General features: G+C 56.3%; 12 protein-coding genes. 7 read left to right on the top strand and 5 right to left on the bottom strand.

Annotated features, from left to right (window positions below):
* Positions 1–484: 484 nt before the first annotated feature.
* Positions 485–1,045, top strand: a complete 561-nt coding sequence (locus tag ACR0LX_RS12320) for a CHAP domain-containing protein (protein WP_480783968.1) — start codon at positions 485–487, stop codon at positions 1,043–1,045.
* A 123-nt stretch (positions 1,046–1,168) separates the two neighbouring features.
* On the opposite strand, the gene ACR0LX_RS12315 is transcribed toward ACR0LX_RS12320, so the two are convergent.
* A complete protein-coding gene (locus ACR0LX_RS12315; RefSeq protein WP_480783967.1) occupies positions 1,169–4,747 on the bottom strand; it encodes a type 2 periplasmic-binding domain-containing protein in 3,579 nt (1,192 codons plus the stop codon).
* 326 nt (positions 4,748–5,073) lie between these two features.
* A complete protein-coding gene (locus ACR0LX_RS12310; RefSeq protein ID WP_480783966.1) occupies positions 5,074–6,108 on the bottom strand; it encodes a hypothetical protein in 1,035 nt (344 codons plus the stop codon).
* Positions 6,109–6,184: 76 nt separating this feature from the next.
* Here ACR0LX_RS12310 and ACR0LX_RS12305 point away from each other — a divergent pair, with 76 nt between their 5' ends.
* The 5 genes from ACR0LX_RS12305 (at position 6,185) to ACR0LX_RS12285 (ending at position 12,856) form a co-directional block, all read left to right on the top strand.
* Positions 6,185–7,264 carry a trypsin-like serine peptidase gene (locus tag ACR0LX_RS12305; RefSeq protein ID WP_480783965.1) on the top strand — a complete coding sequence of 360 codons (1,080 nt, stop codon included), beginning with the start codon at positions 6,185–6,187 and terminating at the stop codon, positions 7,262–7,264.
* Between the two features lie 105 nt (positions 7,265–7,369).
* Entirely contained in the window at positions 7,370–10,381 is a 3,012-nt protein-coding gene (locus ACR0LX_RS12300; protein ID WP_480783964.1) for a di-heme-cytochrome C peroxidase, read from the top strand.
* A 131-nt stretch (positions 10,382–10,512) separates the two neighbouring features.
* A complete protein-coding gene (locus tag ACR0LX_RS12295) occupies positions 10,513–10,908 on the top strand; it encodes a hypothetical protein (RefSeq protein WP_480783963.1) in 396 nt (131 codons plus the stop codon).
* Positions 10,908–11,867, top strand: a complete 960-nt coding sequence (locus ACR0LX_RS12290) for a tyrosinase family protein (RefSeq protein WP_480783962.1) — start codon at positions 10,908–10,910, stop codon at positions 11,865–11,867. The genes ACR0LX_RS12295 and ACR0LX_RS12290 overlap by 1 nt, the downstream gene beginning before the upstream one ends.
* Before the next feature lie 68 nt (positions 11,868–11,935).
* Positions 11,936–12,856 (top strand): hypothetical protein, encoded by a 921-nt coding sequence (locus ACR0LX_RS12285; protein WP_480783961.1) that lies wholly within the window; start codon positions 11,936–11,938, stop codon positions 12,854–12,856.
* A 52-nt stretch (positions 12,857–12,908) separates the two neighbouring features.
* Here the strand turns inward: ACR0LX_RS12285 and ACR0LX_RS12280 are convergent, their stop codons facing one another.
* From ACR0LX_RS12280 to ACR0LX_RS12270, 3 genes are read right to left on the bottom strand one after another with little or no spacing between them, the layout of a single operon-like run.
* Positions 12,909–13,757 carry a 3-methyl-2-oxobutanoate hydroxymethyltransferase gene (locus ACR0LX_RS12280; protein WP_480783960.1) on the bottom strand — a complete coding sequence of 283 codons (849 nt, stop codon included), beginning with the start codon at positions 13,755–13,757 and terminating at the stop codon, positions 12,909–12,911.
* Positions 13,758–13,797: 40 nt separating this feature from the next.
* Positions 13,798–14,799, bottom strand: a complete 1,002-nt coding sequence (locus tag ACR0LX_RS12275; RefSeq protein WP_480783959.1) for a sterol desaturase family protein — start codon at positions 14,797–14,799, stop codon at positions 13,798–13,800.
* A 13-nt stretch (positions 14,800–14,812) separates the two neighbouring features.
* Positions 14,813–15,430: an HD domain-containing protein gene (locus ACR0LX_RS12270; protein ID WP_480783958.1), complete on the bottom strand. Its 618-nt coding sequence runs from the start codon at positions 15,428–15,430 to the stop codon at positions 14,813–14,815.
* 109 nt (positions 15,431–15,539) lie between these two features.
* Between ACR0LX_RS12270 and ACR0LX_RS12265 the strand changes: the two genes are divergently transcribed.
* On the top strand, positions 15,540–16,445 hold the full coding sequence (locus ACR0LX_RS12265) for a LysR family transcriptional regulator (RefSeq protein WP_480783957.1): 906 nt from the start codon (positions 15,540–15,542) through the stop codon (positions 16,443–16,445).
* Positions 16,446–16,481 lie beyond the last annotated feature (36 nt).

Below are 16,481 nucleotides of genomic sequence, written 5' to 3'. Positions count from 1 at the left end.
CCCTCAATAAACCGCCCCATGGATTGCCTCCGCGCCGATTGCTGAAAGCATACCATCTCTCGGAAAACAGAGGGAGTTTTCACACAGCCTCTCCGCTTTGCAGAAGTTTAGTGATGAGCTGTGTATGTCGGGTTAACGCCTAAAGCTGACATCTCAATTGCGTTCGGCAACGGTGGTTGCACCCTCCCGCTACCAGCGTCAGAAATCCACAACACAGACCGTTCAGACTACAATTGATCCAATGGATCAATTAATGAACGACCAAACCTCGTCAGGCTCATAACCTGAAGGTCAGAGGTTCAAATCCTCTCCCCGCAACCAAATTCCAAACAGCCCGTTCAAACTACAAACAGTCCACCAGACCAATTGCAGATCGTTGGCGCGCGGAACCGGCAATATCTTGCCGGTAGTGAGTTAGCATCTTTTCAATTCGTAACAGATCGCGATAAAGCTCGGTGACCACTCAAATCGGCATTGAAGCTTCTTGCAAAACAGCGACCGCAAAACGAATTCAAATTGGCCGCGCCTGTCCGGTGCCGCCCGAATTGCGATTGCGTTTGGGCTTATTGGTCTTGTCTCGGCCTGTGCCCAGAACCCAAACGAAGTGGAACTTGATCCCGAACGTCAGTCGATGGCGCTGCGAGAGGTCGCGCAAAAACAGGCCCGGGGGCACAGGGTGTGGTGCGTACCCTACGCGCGAAACCTCAGCGGCATTCAGATTCGTGGCAATGCCAAAGACTGGTGGGCGCGGGCGCACAACATTTTTGAGCGGGGCAATGAGCCTGCTGTCGGCTCGGTAATGTCGTTTCGGGCAACCGGCGGAATGCCTCTTGGCCATGTCGCCGTCGTGTCCGATATTGTCGACGACAGGCAGGTTATCGTGAACCACGCCAATTGGCACCGAAACAAGGTGTCGTTGAAGATGGGCGTCAGGGACGTTTCAAAAAACAACGACTGGTCATTGGTTCGGGTCGAAAGCCAGCCGGGCCGGTATGGCAGTTTCTATCCGATAAACGGTTTCATTTATCCAAAAGTCGATGGGTGAGCTCAAACGGTTCCTATTTGTTGACCGGATTTGATGGACTGGTTCGGTTGTTGGTGCGTATCTGATCTTTAGTTCGTCCGGACAATTGGATCTGGCACCGGCAGGCGGAAAAGCTAGACACATCTATTTGGGCCCGCGCACACTCCAGAAGAATAGTTCAAGCGCGCGGGATTTGTCGGTGCCGACGAAGGTATCGGAAAAGGCGATGTCCAGAATGGATGGGTTGAACGGAACTTTCTGGCTGAGCACTTCGAAAAACCGCGCGACCCAAAGGGCGCGTTCGGGGTCCGAGTAGTCGATCTTGCCAAAAATCGCATAGCGATCCGTCGTGAATGTGCGGGCTGTCTGGTCGAATTCGCAACCCGGTATCTGGCGGGCGCTGTGGACGATGATCTCCTGATCGCCGAGATAATAATGGAATTTTTTGTCACAGAACGCTTTGGCAGCGGCTGCGTGAGAGGCCAGTACCTCGACTGCCTCATACCCCTCGCGACCCTTTGCGCACTGATTTTGGTTGTCGTCCAGCCAGTCGATCAGCAGATTGCGATAGCGCGGAAGCTCATCAGCCTCGAGTATCGCACGAATGCCATTATTGGCCGCTGTGGTGTTTCCGACAACGCCGATCAGGGGCAGCTTGGGGCACCCATCGCTCGGCGGCTTGGCCAGCTTGTGCAGATCGATGAAGCTGATGCCGCTCAGGAACAAGGGCGGCGAGAGTATCATGCCGCTGCGGCGTTCGTTGGTGATTGTGCTTGGGTCGCAAAGGATGTCGAACTTGTCCCCGAAATACTCAAAACGACTTGTTTCGGGGTCACTTTCAATGAGGTCATCGACATCAACGATTTCAATGTTGTCGAAAACCAGCCTGTCGCCTGTGCCTGAACTGCTGTCGGGATCTCTGGGATTGGCCATGAGGTCGGTCAGGACCGCGTCGCAGATCTTGATGATATATCCGGTGTATTTGTCTTGTGCCAAGGGGCCGGGTGTGGCTGCGGTCAATACATCGAAGTTCCCTTTGGAGCGGTAGGAAAACGGGCGCGCATCGCTGCGCACACCGATCCGCAGGATGACCTTAGACGATTCATCTTTCTTGGTTACGGCGTCATTTTCTGTGATCGGATTGGTGTCTGTTCGCGGTTCCGATGTCTGAGCGGCCGCGCCCTGTCCCCAGACGACTGCGATGATCGAGCCCAGGACAACAACGACCAACACAATGAGCGATGTCTTCGATACTTTGGGGCCGATGGCCTCTTTCAGGCGCACCACTGGGGCTTTCAGGACGCGTATGATCAGCCAATCCGTGCTGCGGTTTTCTTCGGTCATCTCAAGGAACGCGGCAAACATCACGATAAACACCGAAGGCATCGTGGCCGTAACTATGGTGTCGCGCAGGGCTTCGCGGCCTATTGTCCAGCTACCCGGGATGAACGGTATTGCGATGCGGACCTTGTCGATCGTGGACGTATTGACCATGAAGATCACCCAGGACATCAGAACCAGGATCACGGCGCAGATCAGGCCGGTGGCCAATGATGCCTCGACCGGCCAATCCTCGTGTTTGTCCATCAGGATCAAGGCCGTGATGCTCAGGATCATGCAGGGGACCAGATGCCAGGCGAAATAGACCCAATTGCGTTGGAACAGGTCGGTGATCTGCCGTTGCGTGACGCTGAAATTTGAATCCCAGACTAATGCGATGACATAGGCCGACGATAAGGCGAACACCCCGATCAAAGCCGGAGAAACGCTCATCGACAACAAACGCAGGAACGGGATACGGCGAAACGACCAGGGCTTCCACGAGTTCTGATCGACCCGCACCTCGCGAAAGAAGATTGTGGCGACGATGGTGGCAAACACCATAAGGCCGCGTTGCAAGACGTCCCAGAATGACCATTTGACGATGCGCGAATACTGACCGGTTATCCAACTGGCCTTACCTTCCTGCTCTGCTGTCTGACAAGCCTCGGACAGTTGGGCCGAACCATCAGACCCGGGATCATTCTCAGCGGTGTTCGGGGATGTGAGGTTTGCAAGACATGTGGGCCACGTTGGTAATGACACAAGCTCGGCTTGCGTTGCTGCCTGCGTATCCCGTCCGCGTGTTGGGGTCAGGGCACGGACTGTGTCGCTGAACTTGACCCCGACCTGGTCTCCTGCTTTCAAGGTTACGTCGACCAGGGTATCTTCCCCGAGCTCGGTTGTGGCCATGGCCCCGCCCTCGAACTCGACCGTCGCGACGGTTCTTGTTGGCAGTTTCGCCGGGATTGTAAGATCTGATTTTAATGTAATCCTGCCCTGTGTTTCGGCGGGCAGATCGACCCCGGATCGACCGGCGACGTCGACGCGCGGCAGGCCGCGCTGTGGCGTGTTGTCGACAAGCGGCAATTCAAGGATCGTGACCTTGCTGCTTTCGCGCAACGGGATATCCGCGGTGCCTTCCGCCAAAAACACGACCGTGGCGGTTCGGTCTTGCTCAAGGACTTTGGATTCGGTTTTTCCTCCCAGAACCTGTTGTTCCACGGATTGTCCTGCTTCCAGCGTCAGAGACCCTTTGGTTTCTTTGGTCAGTGTGGCCAATACGACGGTGGCGTCCGGCAGCGTCAGGGTGCTTTCCGGTGCGTCGTCATTCCACGCGGCTTCAATCTCGGTTTCCGCCAAAGAAACCCGGTCATCCACCGTGTACTGACTGCGCCAGTGGTATGTCAGGAACGATATGAACAGTGTCACAAGAACGCCAAAAAACATCGACATGGCAAAGGCATTCAACTCGGTCCGGTAACCCCGCGCGATCCGCTTGTCGATTTTGGCGATGGTCGATCTTTGGTCGGTGTTCTTGATGGCGTGATTGTTGCGCACATAGAACACCGCAAAAACTGCTTTGGCGCTGTTGGATGTCAGGACGGCCTTTTCATGCAGGTCCTTAAAGGACTTCTCTTTAGCTTCAAGCCCATCCAATAGGTTCTCGACTTCTTTGACCTCGTCCGCCAGTTGCTGCGGGACATCCTTGAAGGCGTCGAAATGTGTCAGCGGGAAATGCAGGCGGCTGAAACCAGCGGTTACAGACGGCGCCAGACAATCGATGGTGCTAAGTTGGGCCTTGATGTCGTCGTCATACTGGTCCGACACCTTTTTGTACGCCGCAGTCTTGGTCAGCTTGGCGTATCTTTGCAGAAGCGGGCTGGGGTGTTTTTTGTTCAGTTCTAGGTAGTCGACGGCCTGTAACCGCTCCAACACGTTGTAAACGCCGCGCGGCACTCCGGCCAGACGATGGGCCAGCGCCCGCATGTACGTCTCGACCGGCTTCATCGCCCCCATCGACAGAAACGCAATCAGGAAAGCCGATACGAAGATCGGTTTGCCATAGGTCGAATCGGCCAGTTCCAGCGGGTCCGACATGGGACCGACCAGATTGGTATGGGCCCCTACCTCAAGCTCGGCCAGATTGGCGCTGCGCACCAGCAGGAACAGCTCGGTCGAACTGAGGATTATAGCATAGGCCAGCAAGTAAAGCAGCGAGTAGAACAGAAACCCTGCCATCCACTCGCGCGGGGTGCAGAGATTTTCAAGCTCAACATCTTCGAGAATGGCGTGATAGGGGAAGGGCGAATTTCCAAGCGTTGTCCGATAGTTGCGATCTGCTTCAATCAGCAGAGAGAAGGCACCGAACAATACCGCGCCCAGATAGATCCATTCGTTCATGAACTTGGATCAGGCGACCCGCTAGGGGCAGTCCTGAACCTCAGGATTGCAAGGTCCCGCTGCGAAATCGTCCGACAACGTGGTCGGATCGAATGGCAGAACCATGATCGCCATGACGACGCCAAAAAACGTCAGTTTCATCATTCCACTCCAAAAAAACCCAAAGAAATAAAGTCTTAAACTAGCATAAATCCTCGCATATCGCAACTTAGGCGCGAAATGCAGGTGCAAGACCACACGAATTCAGCGTAGGCAGCGCCGGATCAGCCTGATTCCGTGCCAATCGGAACCCGCAACGCGAGTGCGTGTTAACGCAGGGCCTTTGCTTATTGGCCCAACGCCTGATCCAGCGTCTCGTGGAACCGCGCAGTCACTTTGGCGAAGCCCTCGTCTGTGCCGTGGATCTCGTCGATCCAATCGGTCACGTTTGGCATCGCGCCACGACAATCCACGACCCAAACCTGATCATGATCCTGTGCCAACTGCTCCAGCATTGTGTAGAGGTGATCAATCAGCCGTTTCACGATGTTGCGACGCAAATCTCGCTGTGCCTGTGTGTCGGTTGGGAATTTGCGCTGATCCAGCGGTTCCCCAAGCCATTCGTTGTCGGCAGCGTGAATGGGATTGCGGGGGTCATTTTCGAAATGCGGGTAGGGAAAGGTGTAATCATAGCCATGAATGATGATCGGCAGGGTCTCGAGACCCGGCTCTCCGCGTACATCGGTGATCACTTGCGTATACAAATCGCGCAGCGTTTTGATCCGGTCATTCAAAACATCGCCGTTGATGAACGCATCGATATTCGTGACGCGGCTATCGAATTCGTTGAGGATATCGAAAAGGGCTGACTTTTTGGTGTCGGGGTCCTCTCCGATGATGTCATTTCCTGCCGCTGAGAACAGAAAGGCGCGGACGTTGTCCTTTTGGCGGCGCAGATTGGTCAGGTATTCGCATCCGCCACTTTGTTTGGGGCCTTTGACCATGTTCTTTGCCGTGTCACCCGCAGCCGCCAGCGACAGGATGGCATATTTGTCCGATAGATGGTCGAGGATTTCGTCCACTAGAATCGGAAACTGAAACCAACTGTCACCCTCGGCGACCAAAACTGGTTTGTGCTTGTTGAACGTACGATCCAGAATGAATGCGGTGCGCCGCGCGGTGCGTTCGATGGCGTTCCCGGCCAGCATCGCGCTTTCAAGCTGGATGTCGTCGGGGATGTCCACCACAAGATCGGGATTTGGTAGGATCTGAAAGTCGAAAGCGCCCTTGCCGGGGATCACGATGGAATAGGCACGAAACTCTTTGCGGCGATTTCTGTTGGCGGAAAGGGACACGTAGGTGTCGTACGAAATTTTATCCATTCAAAAAAACCTTGTACAATGAAGCCTGTTTTTTAAGCTCAAGTTTATTCTACATAAAAATCATTTGTGAGTTCACATGGCAATTACCCCGGCGGATCTGGGCTTTGAAGATCATGATGACAGCCTTGCGCGTATGCAATCGCGCAAGGCTAAGTGGCATCTAGCTCAGGCAAATATCGCAAAAGGAAATGGACGTGCGGTCGAAAGTGATCAGCGCCGTCTGAAGGCTGAGCTACGGCAAAAGGCGATGGAAAATGCCGAATCGCAAGGCCCGCCAAGTTTTTTGACCCTGACACCAGGATTGGGCCAGGAGGCCAATATCGGTGAGAAGAACAATATACTCTCTGGCGAGTTTCTCGAGATTGGTATTCTGACCGCGCGGTCTGTCTGCCGGATTTCCAGGGGTGTGAAAACCGGGACAGGGTTTCTGGTTGGCAACAGCGTGGTGGTGACAAATCACCACGTCATCAAGAATGAGGACGAGGCAAAAGGCACGCTGTTCGAATTTCTTTTTGACGACAACAGCATCGGCACACCGCGCAGCACCGAATCCTATGCGGCGGACACGGATCATTTCTTCTGGTCAGACGAGAAGCTGGATATCTGCTTTCTGGGGCTTCAGGGCGTGACCGACATCAAGACCTTTGGCTGGCTGCCTTTGCTGCGAGAAGAGGGCAAGGCCCTGATCGGTGATCCCACCAACATCATCCAGCATCCCGCCGGCAAGAAGAAACATATCGTGGTTCACGACAGTGTCTTTACGCTAGTCGACAACGGGACCGATGCCGATGCGTTTTGCTGGTACACGGGCGATACCAACAAAGGCAGTTCCGGCTCACCCGTTTTGAACAACCGCTGGGAGGTTCTGGCCGTGCATCACAAGGCGATACCAGACACGGATGTCAACGGGCACGTTCTGGACGTCAACGGCAAGAAGATCGCCAAAGACAGATTTGAAGAAAACGATGCGCGGGTACGCTGGCTGGCCAATGAAGGTATCCGGGTTTCGCGTATCGTCGACAAGCTTGAAGCGCAGACTTTCACCAATGCGAAACACGCTCAGGTCCGCGACGACCTGCTGGCTTTGTGGGCCGATCCGCTGGTCACCGACCGGGCGCGACGGGCCTCATTCGACGGGATGAAGGGGCTGCTTTAGCGGGCGCGATGTTCTGATTTATTCCGAGGCTATTCAAAAGCCGACGAATCATGGTTTATTTAGTATATATTTATCAATCATTAAGTGTATTTATCGGAGCCTTATATGCCACGCAAAGCACTTGCCGCCCTTCTTTTGGTCGCCGGAACCGCTGCGGCCGAGGAGTTTTCGCAGAACGACGTTTCCATTCTTCTCGAGGCACCAATGCAGGCAAGTGACCCGCGTGTCGAAGTGCCTGAGGCGATTTTTTCCACCGCGCTGGCAGCGACAGCTGGCGCAGTCATTGATGCCGTCAATGGAATGCCGAGTGCGGTGCAGACCATCGATTCAAGCCTTCTTACAGGTCGTCGTGACCAGTTGCATGTGGCCTCGGTCCGGATCGATCCGGGTGCGCCGGGTCTGGACGCAGCGTTCAGGCCGTTCGGGCGCAACTTGCAAATCAGGCTTGTCGTGCAACCTGTCGACTTTGCCGCAAGCAGCGCGGTCAAGGACGAAGCCGTGCATCTGGTCTACACCTTTGGCGCAAACGCTTCAGAAAGTATGCCGTCCTGTCCGTTCCGGGTATTGCCTGATCAGGCCGACATGGATGATTTTCAGGCAGCGCTGGATGATCTGGCCGCCATTCGGGATGAATTGGCGGCGATGGGAGTGGACACAGCCGGGACTCCGCTGGGCGTTCACCCGGCGTTCGAAAACCCTGCCGCTGCTGAGCTGCTCACTGCGCGCCTTGACAGCTTTTTGGAGAACCACCTGAGCGAAGACAGGCTATCCGCAGTATCTGTCGCGGGTCTGCCGCCCGGTGCGCCCGAGCCGTGGGTGTTTCTGGCGTTGCAACGGAATGACGCCGGGTTCGCCCCGGTTCCCAGCCCTGCCATTGCCCAGCCTGAGGATGGCGCCGGGGCCATGAACTTTCAGCAGATGCTGACATTTTTGGAGGATTCCCAGAACGGCGGTGTTGTGCCGCCGGGTCTGACTCGCAACCGATTGCCGGTTGATTGTCTGGCGAACTTTGTCCTCCCCGCAATTGGTTTGCCGCAGCCCGACCCCAGCGCCGGTGTCTCGACCAGCACGTTGTTTGGCAGTGGCAACAACAGCCCCGAGGGCGCGGCTGATATCGCCAGCGTCATTGCCGATGCCGGTGCTGCGCATTTCTTCAATACGGATTGCGTCAGTTGCCACACCGAAACCCGCCGGGAATTGGACGCCGGGCCAGACACGCAGGTCGTGGCCGAGCGTATCGCGTCGGAAGAAGACCTCGCGATCGACGATCTTCCACGCAGTCCAGACGGGGCAGGGAACCGCTTTGATCGCTGGAACGTCCGCGCCTTTGGCTGGTTCCCCGGATTTCGTGCACCCGGCACGCGCGCGCATGCCACGGTCACGCGTCGGACCGCACGCGAAACGGCCGAAGTGGTGGCTTGCCTCAACGAAGGGGATTGGACCCAGCTGGATATCCCCTGCCTAAGCGAAGATCACACCCAGTTCTTTGATCAGGGATGGCAAGACGAGATTCGCAGAATGTACTACCACACCAGCCAGGGCGGAGACATCATGCCGCTCAGCTGGTTCCTTGCGCTTGAAACGAGCGACGGCACGATGCGCTTTGCCTCGCCCGAGAATCTATCGCGGTACGGGCTGTTGCCATCACACATTGACGCGCTCAATCCGCACGGTTTGCCGGTTGGATTTGCCGTGGCATCCACCGAGGATGGTTCAAAAGTTGGTTTGAACTGTGCGGCGTGCCATACCGCCGATGTCGTTATCGACGGCGCGCAATTCAGGGTCGACGGTGCTCCTGCGAGTTTTGACTTCGACCGGTTCGTCCTCGATCTGGCGCGGGCGGTGCGCGAAACCGGCCAGATGGATCTCTCCGACCCCGCTAATCCGCAACCCGCACCTCGCTTTGCCAAATTCATGCAGAACCTTGGTCTGAGTAATCCTGCCGAATTGGGCAATCCCGAGGAGTTTGTCCCAAAGTTCCTTGCGTTCGCGACCGAGTTTTCCGGACAAATGGCGCAGCGCAGCCCGTTGCATCCATCGGGGCCTGGGCGTGTCGATGCGTTGACCCAGATCGTCAATGCAGTGGCCGTCAAGGATTTGGGCATCATCGAGAACCTCGCGACTCCCCGCGCGCCGACCAGCTATCCGGCGCTGTGGCTGGCCGACCAGCTTGAATTCGTCCAGTGGAACCTTGCAGTCGCCGACCCGTTTGCAAGAAACCTCGGGCAGGCGCTTGGCGTCTTCGGCAAGGTCGAATTCGAGGAAAGCAAAAGGTTTGACTCCTCTGCGGATACGGGCGCGCTGGAGCTGTACGAAAGCTGGATCACAGATTTGACCGCACCGGCCTGGCCCGAAGAACTTCTGGGTCCGATTGACACCCCTTTGGCCGAACAGGGCCGCGACCTGTTTGCGGCGAATTGCGAAGGATGTCACAACGCGCCGCCTTATCGCATGACGGAGCAAAGTGAGAACCACAATCAAGATGTGTTCGTCAAGGTAAGCGCCATTCCGGCCTCAAAGGCCGGGACAGATGATGAATATACAAGGGCTTTTACGCAGCGTTGGGCAAAAACAGGCCCCTTGGCAGGCCCGGCAGATCAGGGTGGCTTGAAGCCTGTCGTACCTTCCGTCTTGTTGTTGCAAGCTGTGGTCAGCGGTGTCGTCAGAAAAGCACTGGGTGACGAGTACGATGCAAAAACGCGCCAAAGGCCAGCGGATCATCCTGAATGCGCGCGAGAAAATGCGCTGAGCGGCGTTTCAAACCCGTGCAGCTACAAGCCACCAATGGGTGGTTTTGCCCTAAAGGCGTCGCCATTGATCGGCGTTTGGGCAACTGGTCCCTATCTGCATAACGGGTCGGTCCGCACGGTTTATCAAGTGATCTCACCGCCGGAGGAGCGCGAGCAGACGTTTTTCGTCGGTGATCGTACCCTGGACGCAGAACGGCTGGGATTTGTCAGCTCCGACCAGGAAAACGCATTTCTTTTTGACACAACAGTGCCGGGAAACGGAAACGGCGGCCATGTCTTCTGGGACACACCTTTCACGCACGATGAAAAAATGGCGATCGTCGAGTACCTGAAAGACCCCGAGCGTTTTCCGGTTCAGCGGCAATGAGGCCCTCGCCTGCTGGCGCGGGCGCGCAATGAAACAAAGCGGTGCTTCGCGCAGCAAAGGCTGCGTCCCGAAGTTGTTTCTGAATGGTGCTGGGCCACAGCCGCCGACCAATTGATGGGAAGGAGATTTTTATGTCTGACAAGCACAAGCAATATGACCACGACCTCAGCCCGAATTTGGGCGAGTTGCAGTTGCCGGACGGTCACGTGGCCGACGCTGGTCATCATGGTCATCAGAAGTCGTTTACCTCCACCAGAACCGCCATTCACCGTGGCAAGAAGATCAAGATCAAAACCACCTATCGCATCGAAATCGATGGCGAACCGCTGACACTGCACACGATGGTCATGGATGACGGCACGGTTCATTGCCACGGGCTGCCGAATTACTCGTTCCCGTCAGCGATTGATCTCGCGCGCTCGATCATCGACGCGGCGCGCCTTGCGCCGCTGGTCCGGGACGAGCTTGGATCAGGAGGTCACGATCATGGCAGCGACGACCATGACGATCACGGAGGGCATCACTGATGGTCGGTACCAGAGAAAACATTCTTGTCAGTCAAACCGTTCGGGACCAGTTTCTTCAGGGGATGGTCGCGCTGGATCAACCGAATTCGGGCATCTTTGCGCGCGATATCCTGGCGTTTCTGAGGAACAACAATCTGCCGCTGGATATCGTTGGCGTGGATCAGGAGCTTTCGATCTACGATATCTTTGTGTTCTGGCATGTGCTTGCCATGTCGATTCCTTTCCCTGTTGGAAATGCGGCGCATAGCGGCCCCATCTTCCTGCCCTGGCACCGGATGTACCTGATCCGGCTTGAAGAAAATCTGCAACAGGTTCTGGGCGACCCGGATTTCGGCCTGCCCTATTGGGACTGGGCCGCGGATGGTGAATTGCCAGTTCAGGATCAGTGGCGCACCGATTTGTGGTCGCCGCAGTACATTGGCGAGGCGCGCGGTGCTGTTCGGACCGGTCTCATCGCAAACATGCAGGTACGGCTGGTACAGGACGCGCAAACCGGACGGTTGGTATCCACACCACCCCGAGCGATCCAACGCGCAAGCGGGCTCAACCCGTTGGTCAGAACCCTGCCGACCGAGGCGCAGGTGGACGTCGCATTAAATCAAGCCGTCTATGACCGACCACCGTGGAACCAGAGTGTCGTCAGCCACCGCAATGTTCTGGAAGGCTGGGTGCAGGGACCGCAGCTGCACAACCGGGTACACGTCTGGATCGGCGGAGATATGGGGCCGGGAACCTCGCCCAATGATCCGGCCTTCTTCCTCAACCACTGCAATGTGGACCGCATCTGGCAGCTTTGGATGGACCGAAACGGTCAGGACTACGAACCGGGGCGCAATCGTGGCCCTCAAGGCCATCGGATCGACAGCACAATGGTGTCGATCATCGGACAGGCGCTGACGCCGGAACAGGTTCTGGATCCGTCCACCTGGTACGTCTATGACCACCAGCTTATCGCCTAGAGGCGCAATGGCAAATCCGGCAGTCAGTGCTTCGGAGACTTGGAACGGTCAAACCTGGAGGACCCTGCATGGGTATTGGCGCGCGCATTCAGAAGTTTTTTGAACCGCAGAAAGGCTGGCCGCTCGAAACTCTTGTCGAGTTCAAGCGCCAGCGCCAAATCCAGGCGCTGTGGATTGGCATCCTGGCCTTTCTGTTGCCGGTTGTTCTGTATTATGGCCATCGCACGTCAGAGTGTTTTCGGGACTCGATCTCACACAGCTACTATCTGCCGTTCTGGGGCGATGTCTTTGTTGCTGTGACGTGCAGCGTTGGGCTGTTCCTCATGTTCTATCGCGGACAGTCCAAGCCCGAGCGCTATCTGGCGGTCTTTGGCGGGATTTGTGCGATTCTTGTGGCCATGAATCCAACCAACGGATCGGGCTGCGACGACATTTTCGCACCGTCTCGGATTTTGCTGGAATCCCACACGACCAAGACGTTGCCCAATGCGTTTCCGATGGAAACCTTCCGAGGCAAGTTTCACCTGATTGCAGCGGTTTTCTTGTTCATAACGCTCGCGATCTTCAACCTGTTTGTGTTTACCGCAACCGACCGGAACAACGATTTTCAGACCAAACAAAAGAACCGGAACAAGTGTATTCGCAACGCGATCTACAGGGTTTGCGGGGTGTTGATGATCATCACGCTTGCGACGCTTGCGTTCGGTCTGAGGGCCGGTTTCGAAGATTGCGACGCTTTTGATGACGCCAAAGGCATATTCATCCTTGCGACAGGCTGCGAACCACATGCATGGGACAGGTACAACGCCACGTTCTATCTGGAATGGCTCGGCCTTGCGCTGTTCGGGATCGCTTGGTTCGTAAAAGGTCGAGGGGGTGGTTTTCTGTTGCTGGATGAAAAGCCCGATCAGATATTTTCGAAACCGTGGTGGTGGCCGCTTTGGGGACGCGACGATCCGCCAGAGGTGGACAAGACGGGCGGTGATTGAAACGCTGCGGCGTCGGTGATCGGATCGGTCACTAGGGTGGTAACGCGCGCGGCTATTGATGCGTTGGCGTCCACTTGTCCAAAGCTTCCAGAAACTTTGTATGTTCGCCCTCGTGCATTCCGATATTGGTCTCGGGATAGGGGAACCGTTGCTGGGTGACCTCCTTGTGGAACATCCCCAGGGCAGCGACCCTTTCCTCATGGATCTGCCTGTGCAACCGTCCAACATCTCCAAACGCGTAGGCATGTTTTGGCGGTTTATCTTCTTCGCTCGCCTCGCCGCAAACATCGGCAACGAACGAGAAAACCGCGTCGCCCGCGTTGCCCGATCCCAACGAGAAGGTCACGACCGAGGTCTTGGTGTTCACCGCAGCAAGAACCTCTTCGGCCAGGCACTCGACCTCAACGGCAAAGATACCGACATCCTCCATGCGTTTCAGGGTCGAGAAAACCTTCATCGCTTCCTCAGCGGTTCGTCCCCAAGCGCGCAGTCCCCCACAATGATGGCTGAATGTCGGGATCAACCCGATATGGCTTTGAACCGGGATGCCGTCCTTTGCCATACGTTCCATCACCTCAAACGAGCGCAGGGTATAATACATGTCGGCCCCGCTGCGCATTGTCTCATAGGCGTGTGCGACAATCTCGTCATCAGACCCGAATTGCGCCCAGCTTGATCCGGCACCGGTGAAATGGGTGGGAGCGATGGCGCGAACATCGTGCATTTGGTCGGCACCCACGACAAACAGATCGATCCCCGCATCGACGCAGGCGCGCAGCTCGTCATTGTTGGCCGGATTGGCCATCGATAGCGTGCGCCCCGAGCCTTTCAGCGCCTTCAGGTCAGCGACCGTATAATTCCGCTGCGCCGGGTTTCTGCTAAAATCGTAAATCCGTTTCATTCCGTTCAATCCCCTGAGGTTGGCGTTCCGCGGACCGACACTATTGGCCGGACCAGATTTTGCGGCGACGCTTTTTCACCAACTCGTTGCCTTCGGACGTGCCGTCGTGGAAGGTGCCCAACCATGTGTCCCACGGGGTCTCATAGGTGCCATAGTTGCAATCGAAAAACCGATGGTGCAGCTGGTGAAAAAAATCCCCGACCTCCAGTCCAGCGGTCTTTCCTACCTTCAGTTTCTCGAACCCCGCATGCGAGGTCGGAGCCCCGATGCCGTGGTGAAACAACAGAAAAATCACGTGAATCGGGTGCGCCGGAATGACCAAAAACAAAAGCGTATCCGTCATCAGGATGAAGCTCTCGACCGGATGCATCGCCAGGCCCGACCATGGCCCGGTGTTGATGTTCTTGTGGTGCCAGGAATGCACGTGCTTGTACATGAACCCGATATGCAGCAGCCGGTGCTGACAGTAGAAATAGAAGCCCGCCCAGATGGGGATCAGGATGATCAGTGTGACAAACCAGACCGGGTTTGATTCAAACGTGATCATCGTTGCCCAGCCATTGGCATAGGCATACCACATGACGCATTCCCAGAACGTCCAGAACTGCATCGCGACAAACGACCATAGCATGTTGTCCCAGACCTGGTTTTTGAACCAGAATGCCTTGGTGTTGGTCATCATCGGGCGCATGTCATAGCGCGTCTCGTCGCCCTGAACGCCGAGTTTCCAAAGCAGAAGATGCAATCCGCCGGCGACCGCAAACAGGATGATGAAATTGCGGATCCAGACCTGGAAGACCCAGTCAAACGACAGGGTCTCGGCGCGGCTGAGATCGGGGGTGGCAAAAACCCAGGTAAGGATCGCACCCAGCAGCAGCAAACACCGTATGCCGATCGGATTCCAACTGCGCAGCAGATAAAGAACCGAGGCCAGCGGCTTCATCGGCCAGTCCCAGTAGGGCGCGACCCGAAGCGGCAGATTGGGCGTGAAGTTCCATATTTTGCGCGGCGCGCGGGTTGGCGCATCAGCTTGATCGGTCATCTCGACAGCTTTCTTAAACGCGTGCAGATGCTGTTTGAGGGACAACAAGCGGCTGATCTTCGGCCTGCATCACCGCTGGGTCATAGGGCGTGCGGGCAAAGACTTCGCGCACCATCGGGGCGAAGAATGAAAGCGGCAAGGTGTCGTAATCCGGGTCGAAACTGGCCTGATCCCAGCGCTCGCAGAATTCGGCGCAATCGTTGAAATATTTGTGCCCGCGATGGCGGTCACGTTTGTTCTGGTCAAAGCCCTCAAGGTGATGGCCATAATACAGCATCTGGAAATCACCGTGGGTTTCCACGCACCAGCGGCACTGCTCGCGCACAAACGGTTTCAGGATCGTGGCAGCATATTCATCGTGGTTGTAGGGGGCAAAGATATCACCAATGTCATGCAAAAGCGCCGACACGACCCAGTCGATATCCGCGCCATCGCGCCAGGCCCGTGTGGCCGACTGCGTCGAATGTCCTAGCCGGGTGATCTGATAGCCAGACAGCCCCTCATCCAGATGTTCCAACGCATGCAGCAGCCGATCGGCGGTGCCTTTTGTGTATTCGATCTCATGCGCCGTCAGGAATTCGTACTCTTCCTTCGTGCCGTCCTTCATCTGAGTGAATTTCACGCGTTCCATGTTCTGACTCCCCAACGGTGTGCTTGGAGGAGTCATCACACAGTTTAGGCGCAGGCGGCGAGACCAAATTGTTGAATGCTTTGATGCTTTTTTGTTATCCAAGGCTATTATGGTTAGACGTCGTCTTCCCCCTTTGAATGCGCTGCTTGCGTTTGAGGCGGCTGCCAGACATGGCAGTTTCACGCGCGCAGCCGAAGAGCTGTCGGTGGCGCAGCCCGCTGTCACACGGCACATCGCTAATATTGAGGCATGGCTGGGCGCGCCGGTCTTTGCGCGACGGGGCAATAAGGTTTCGCTGACCCCACAGGGGCAGGACCTGGCCGAGCTGTCCACATCGGCGCTGGACCGGCTGGAACTGGGCCTGCAGAACATTCTGTCCTCGGACGACCGTGAGCTGCGGATCGGCGCGTCTTTTGGTGTAACGCATCTGTGGCTGATGCCGAGGATCAGCAAAATGCGCGCGGCCGCGCAGGTCACGATCAATTTTCTGACGTCCGACAATTATCGCGATTTCGAAGAACCCTCGGTCGATCTGTCAATTCGGTTCGGAACAGGCGATTTTGGCGACCGCTCGAGCGACCTGCTGTTTCCCGAGACCTGTCAGGTGATTGCAAGCCCGGCGTTCCTGGCCGGCAATCCGGATTTCGACCCCTTTCGGCTGGCCGAGACGGTGGATCCCAAACACATGTTCGACCATGGCGATCCTTACGCGCATGGTTGGATGACCTGGCATGAGTACGCCGCAAGAACTGGCCAGTCCCTGGACGCCGATACTCCGTTCGAGCGGGTCGCGAGCTATCCGACCATGCTGGACATGATCTGCGCGGGCGAAGGGGTTGGGATCGGTTATTGGGGGCTTGAAGATTGGTTGATCGCAAGGCATCAGCTGGTGCGAACCGGTCCAACCATCAGCCGTAAGGACTGTGGGTACTACGTGGTCTATTCGCCAGCTGCTGAACGCAAACAGGCGTTCAGGCGGTTGAAGGACTATCTGGTGTCCAGCGCAAACCCATGAACGCTATGGTCGGGCCTAACTGGGTTTGTATGAAGC

This window comes from Ruegeria sp. CH11, assembly GCF_056537105.1.
The sequence above is the reverse complement of the archived record's forward strand: the minus strand, read 5'-3'. Positions and strand labels throughout refer to the sequence as shown.

Bases quoted from the DNA above. Each gene is read 5' to 3' on its own strand.
- ACR0LX_RS12315 (WP_480783967.1), bottom strand. From the start codon at position 4,747: ATGAACGAATGGATCTATCTGGGCGCGGTATTGTTCGGTGCCTTCTCT.
- ACR0LX_RS12310 (WP_480783966.1), bottom strand. From the start codon at position 6,108: ATGGATAAAATTTCGTACGACACCTACGTGTCCCTTTCCGCCAACAGA.
- ACR0LX_RS12305 (WP_480783965.1), top strand. From the start codon at position 6,185: ATGGCAATTACCCCGGCGGATCTGGGCTTTGAAGATCATGATGACAGC.
- ACR0LX_RS12300 (WP_480783964.1), top strand. From the start codon at position 7,370: ATGCCACGCAAAGCACTTGCCGCCCTTCTTTTGGTCGCCGGAACCGCT.
- ACR0LX_RS12295 (WP_480783963.1), top strand. From the start codon at position 10,513: ATGTCTGACAAGCACAAGCAATATGACCACGACCTCAGCCCGAATTTG.
- ACR0LX_RS12290 (WP_480783962.1), top strand. From the start codon at position 10,908: ATGGTCGGTACCAGAGAAAACATTCTTGTCAGTCAAACCGTTCGGGAC.
- ACR0LX_RS12285 (WP_480783961.1), top strand. From the start codon at position 11,936: ATGGGTATTGGCGCGCGCATTCAGAAGTTTTTTGAACCGCAGAAAGGC.
- ACR0LX_RS12280 (WP_480783960.1), bottom strand. From the start codon at position 13,757: ATGAAACGGATTTACGATTTTAGCAGAAACCCGGCGCAGCGGAATTAT.
- ACR0LX_RS12275 (WP_480783959.1), bottom strand. From the start codon at position 14,799: ATGACCGATCAAGCTGATGCGCCAACCCGCGCGCCGCGCAAAATATGG.
- ACR0LX_RS12270 (WP_480783958.1), bottom strand. From the start codon at position 15,430: ATGGAACGCGTGAAATTCACTCAGATGAAGGACGGCACGAAGGAAGAG.
- ACR0LX_RS12265 (WP_480783957.1), top strand. From the start codon at position 15,540: ATGGTTAGACGTCGTCTTCCCCCTTTGAATGCGCTGCTTGCGTTTGAG.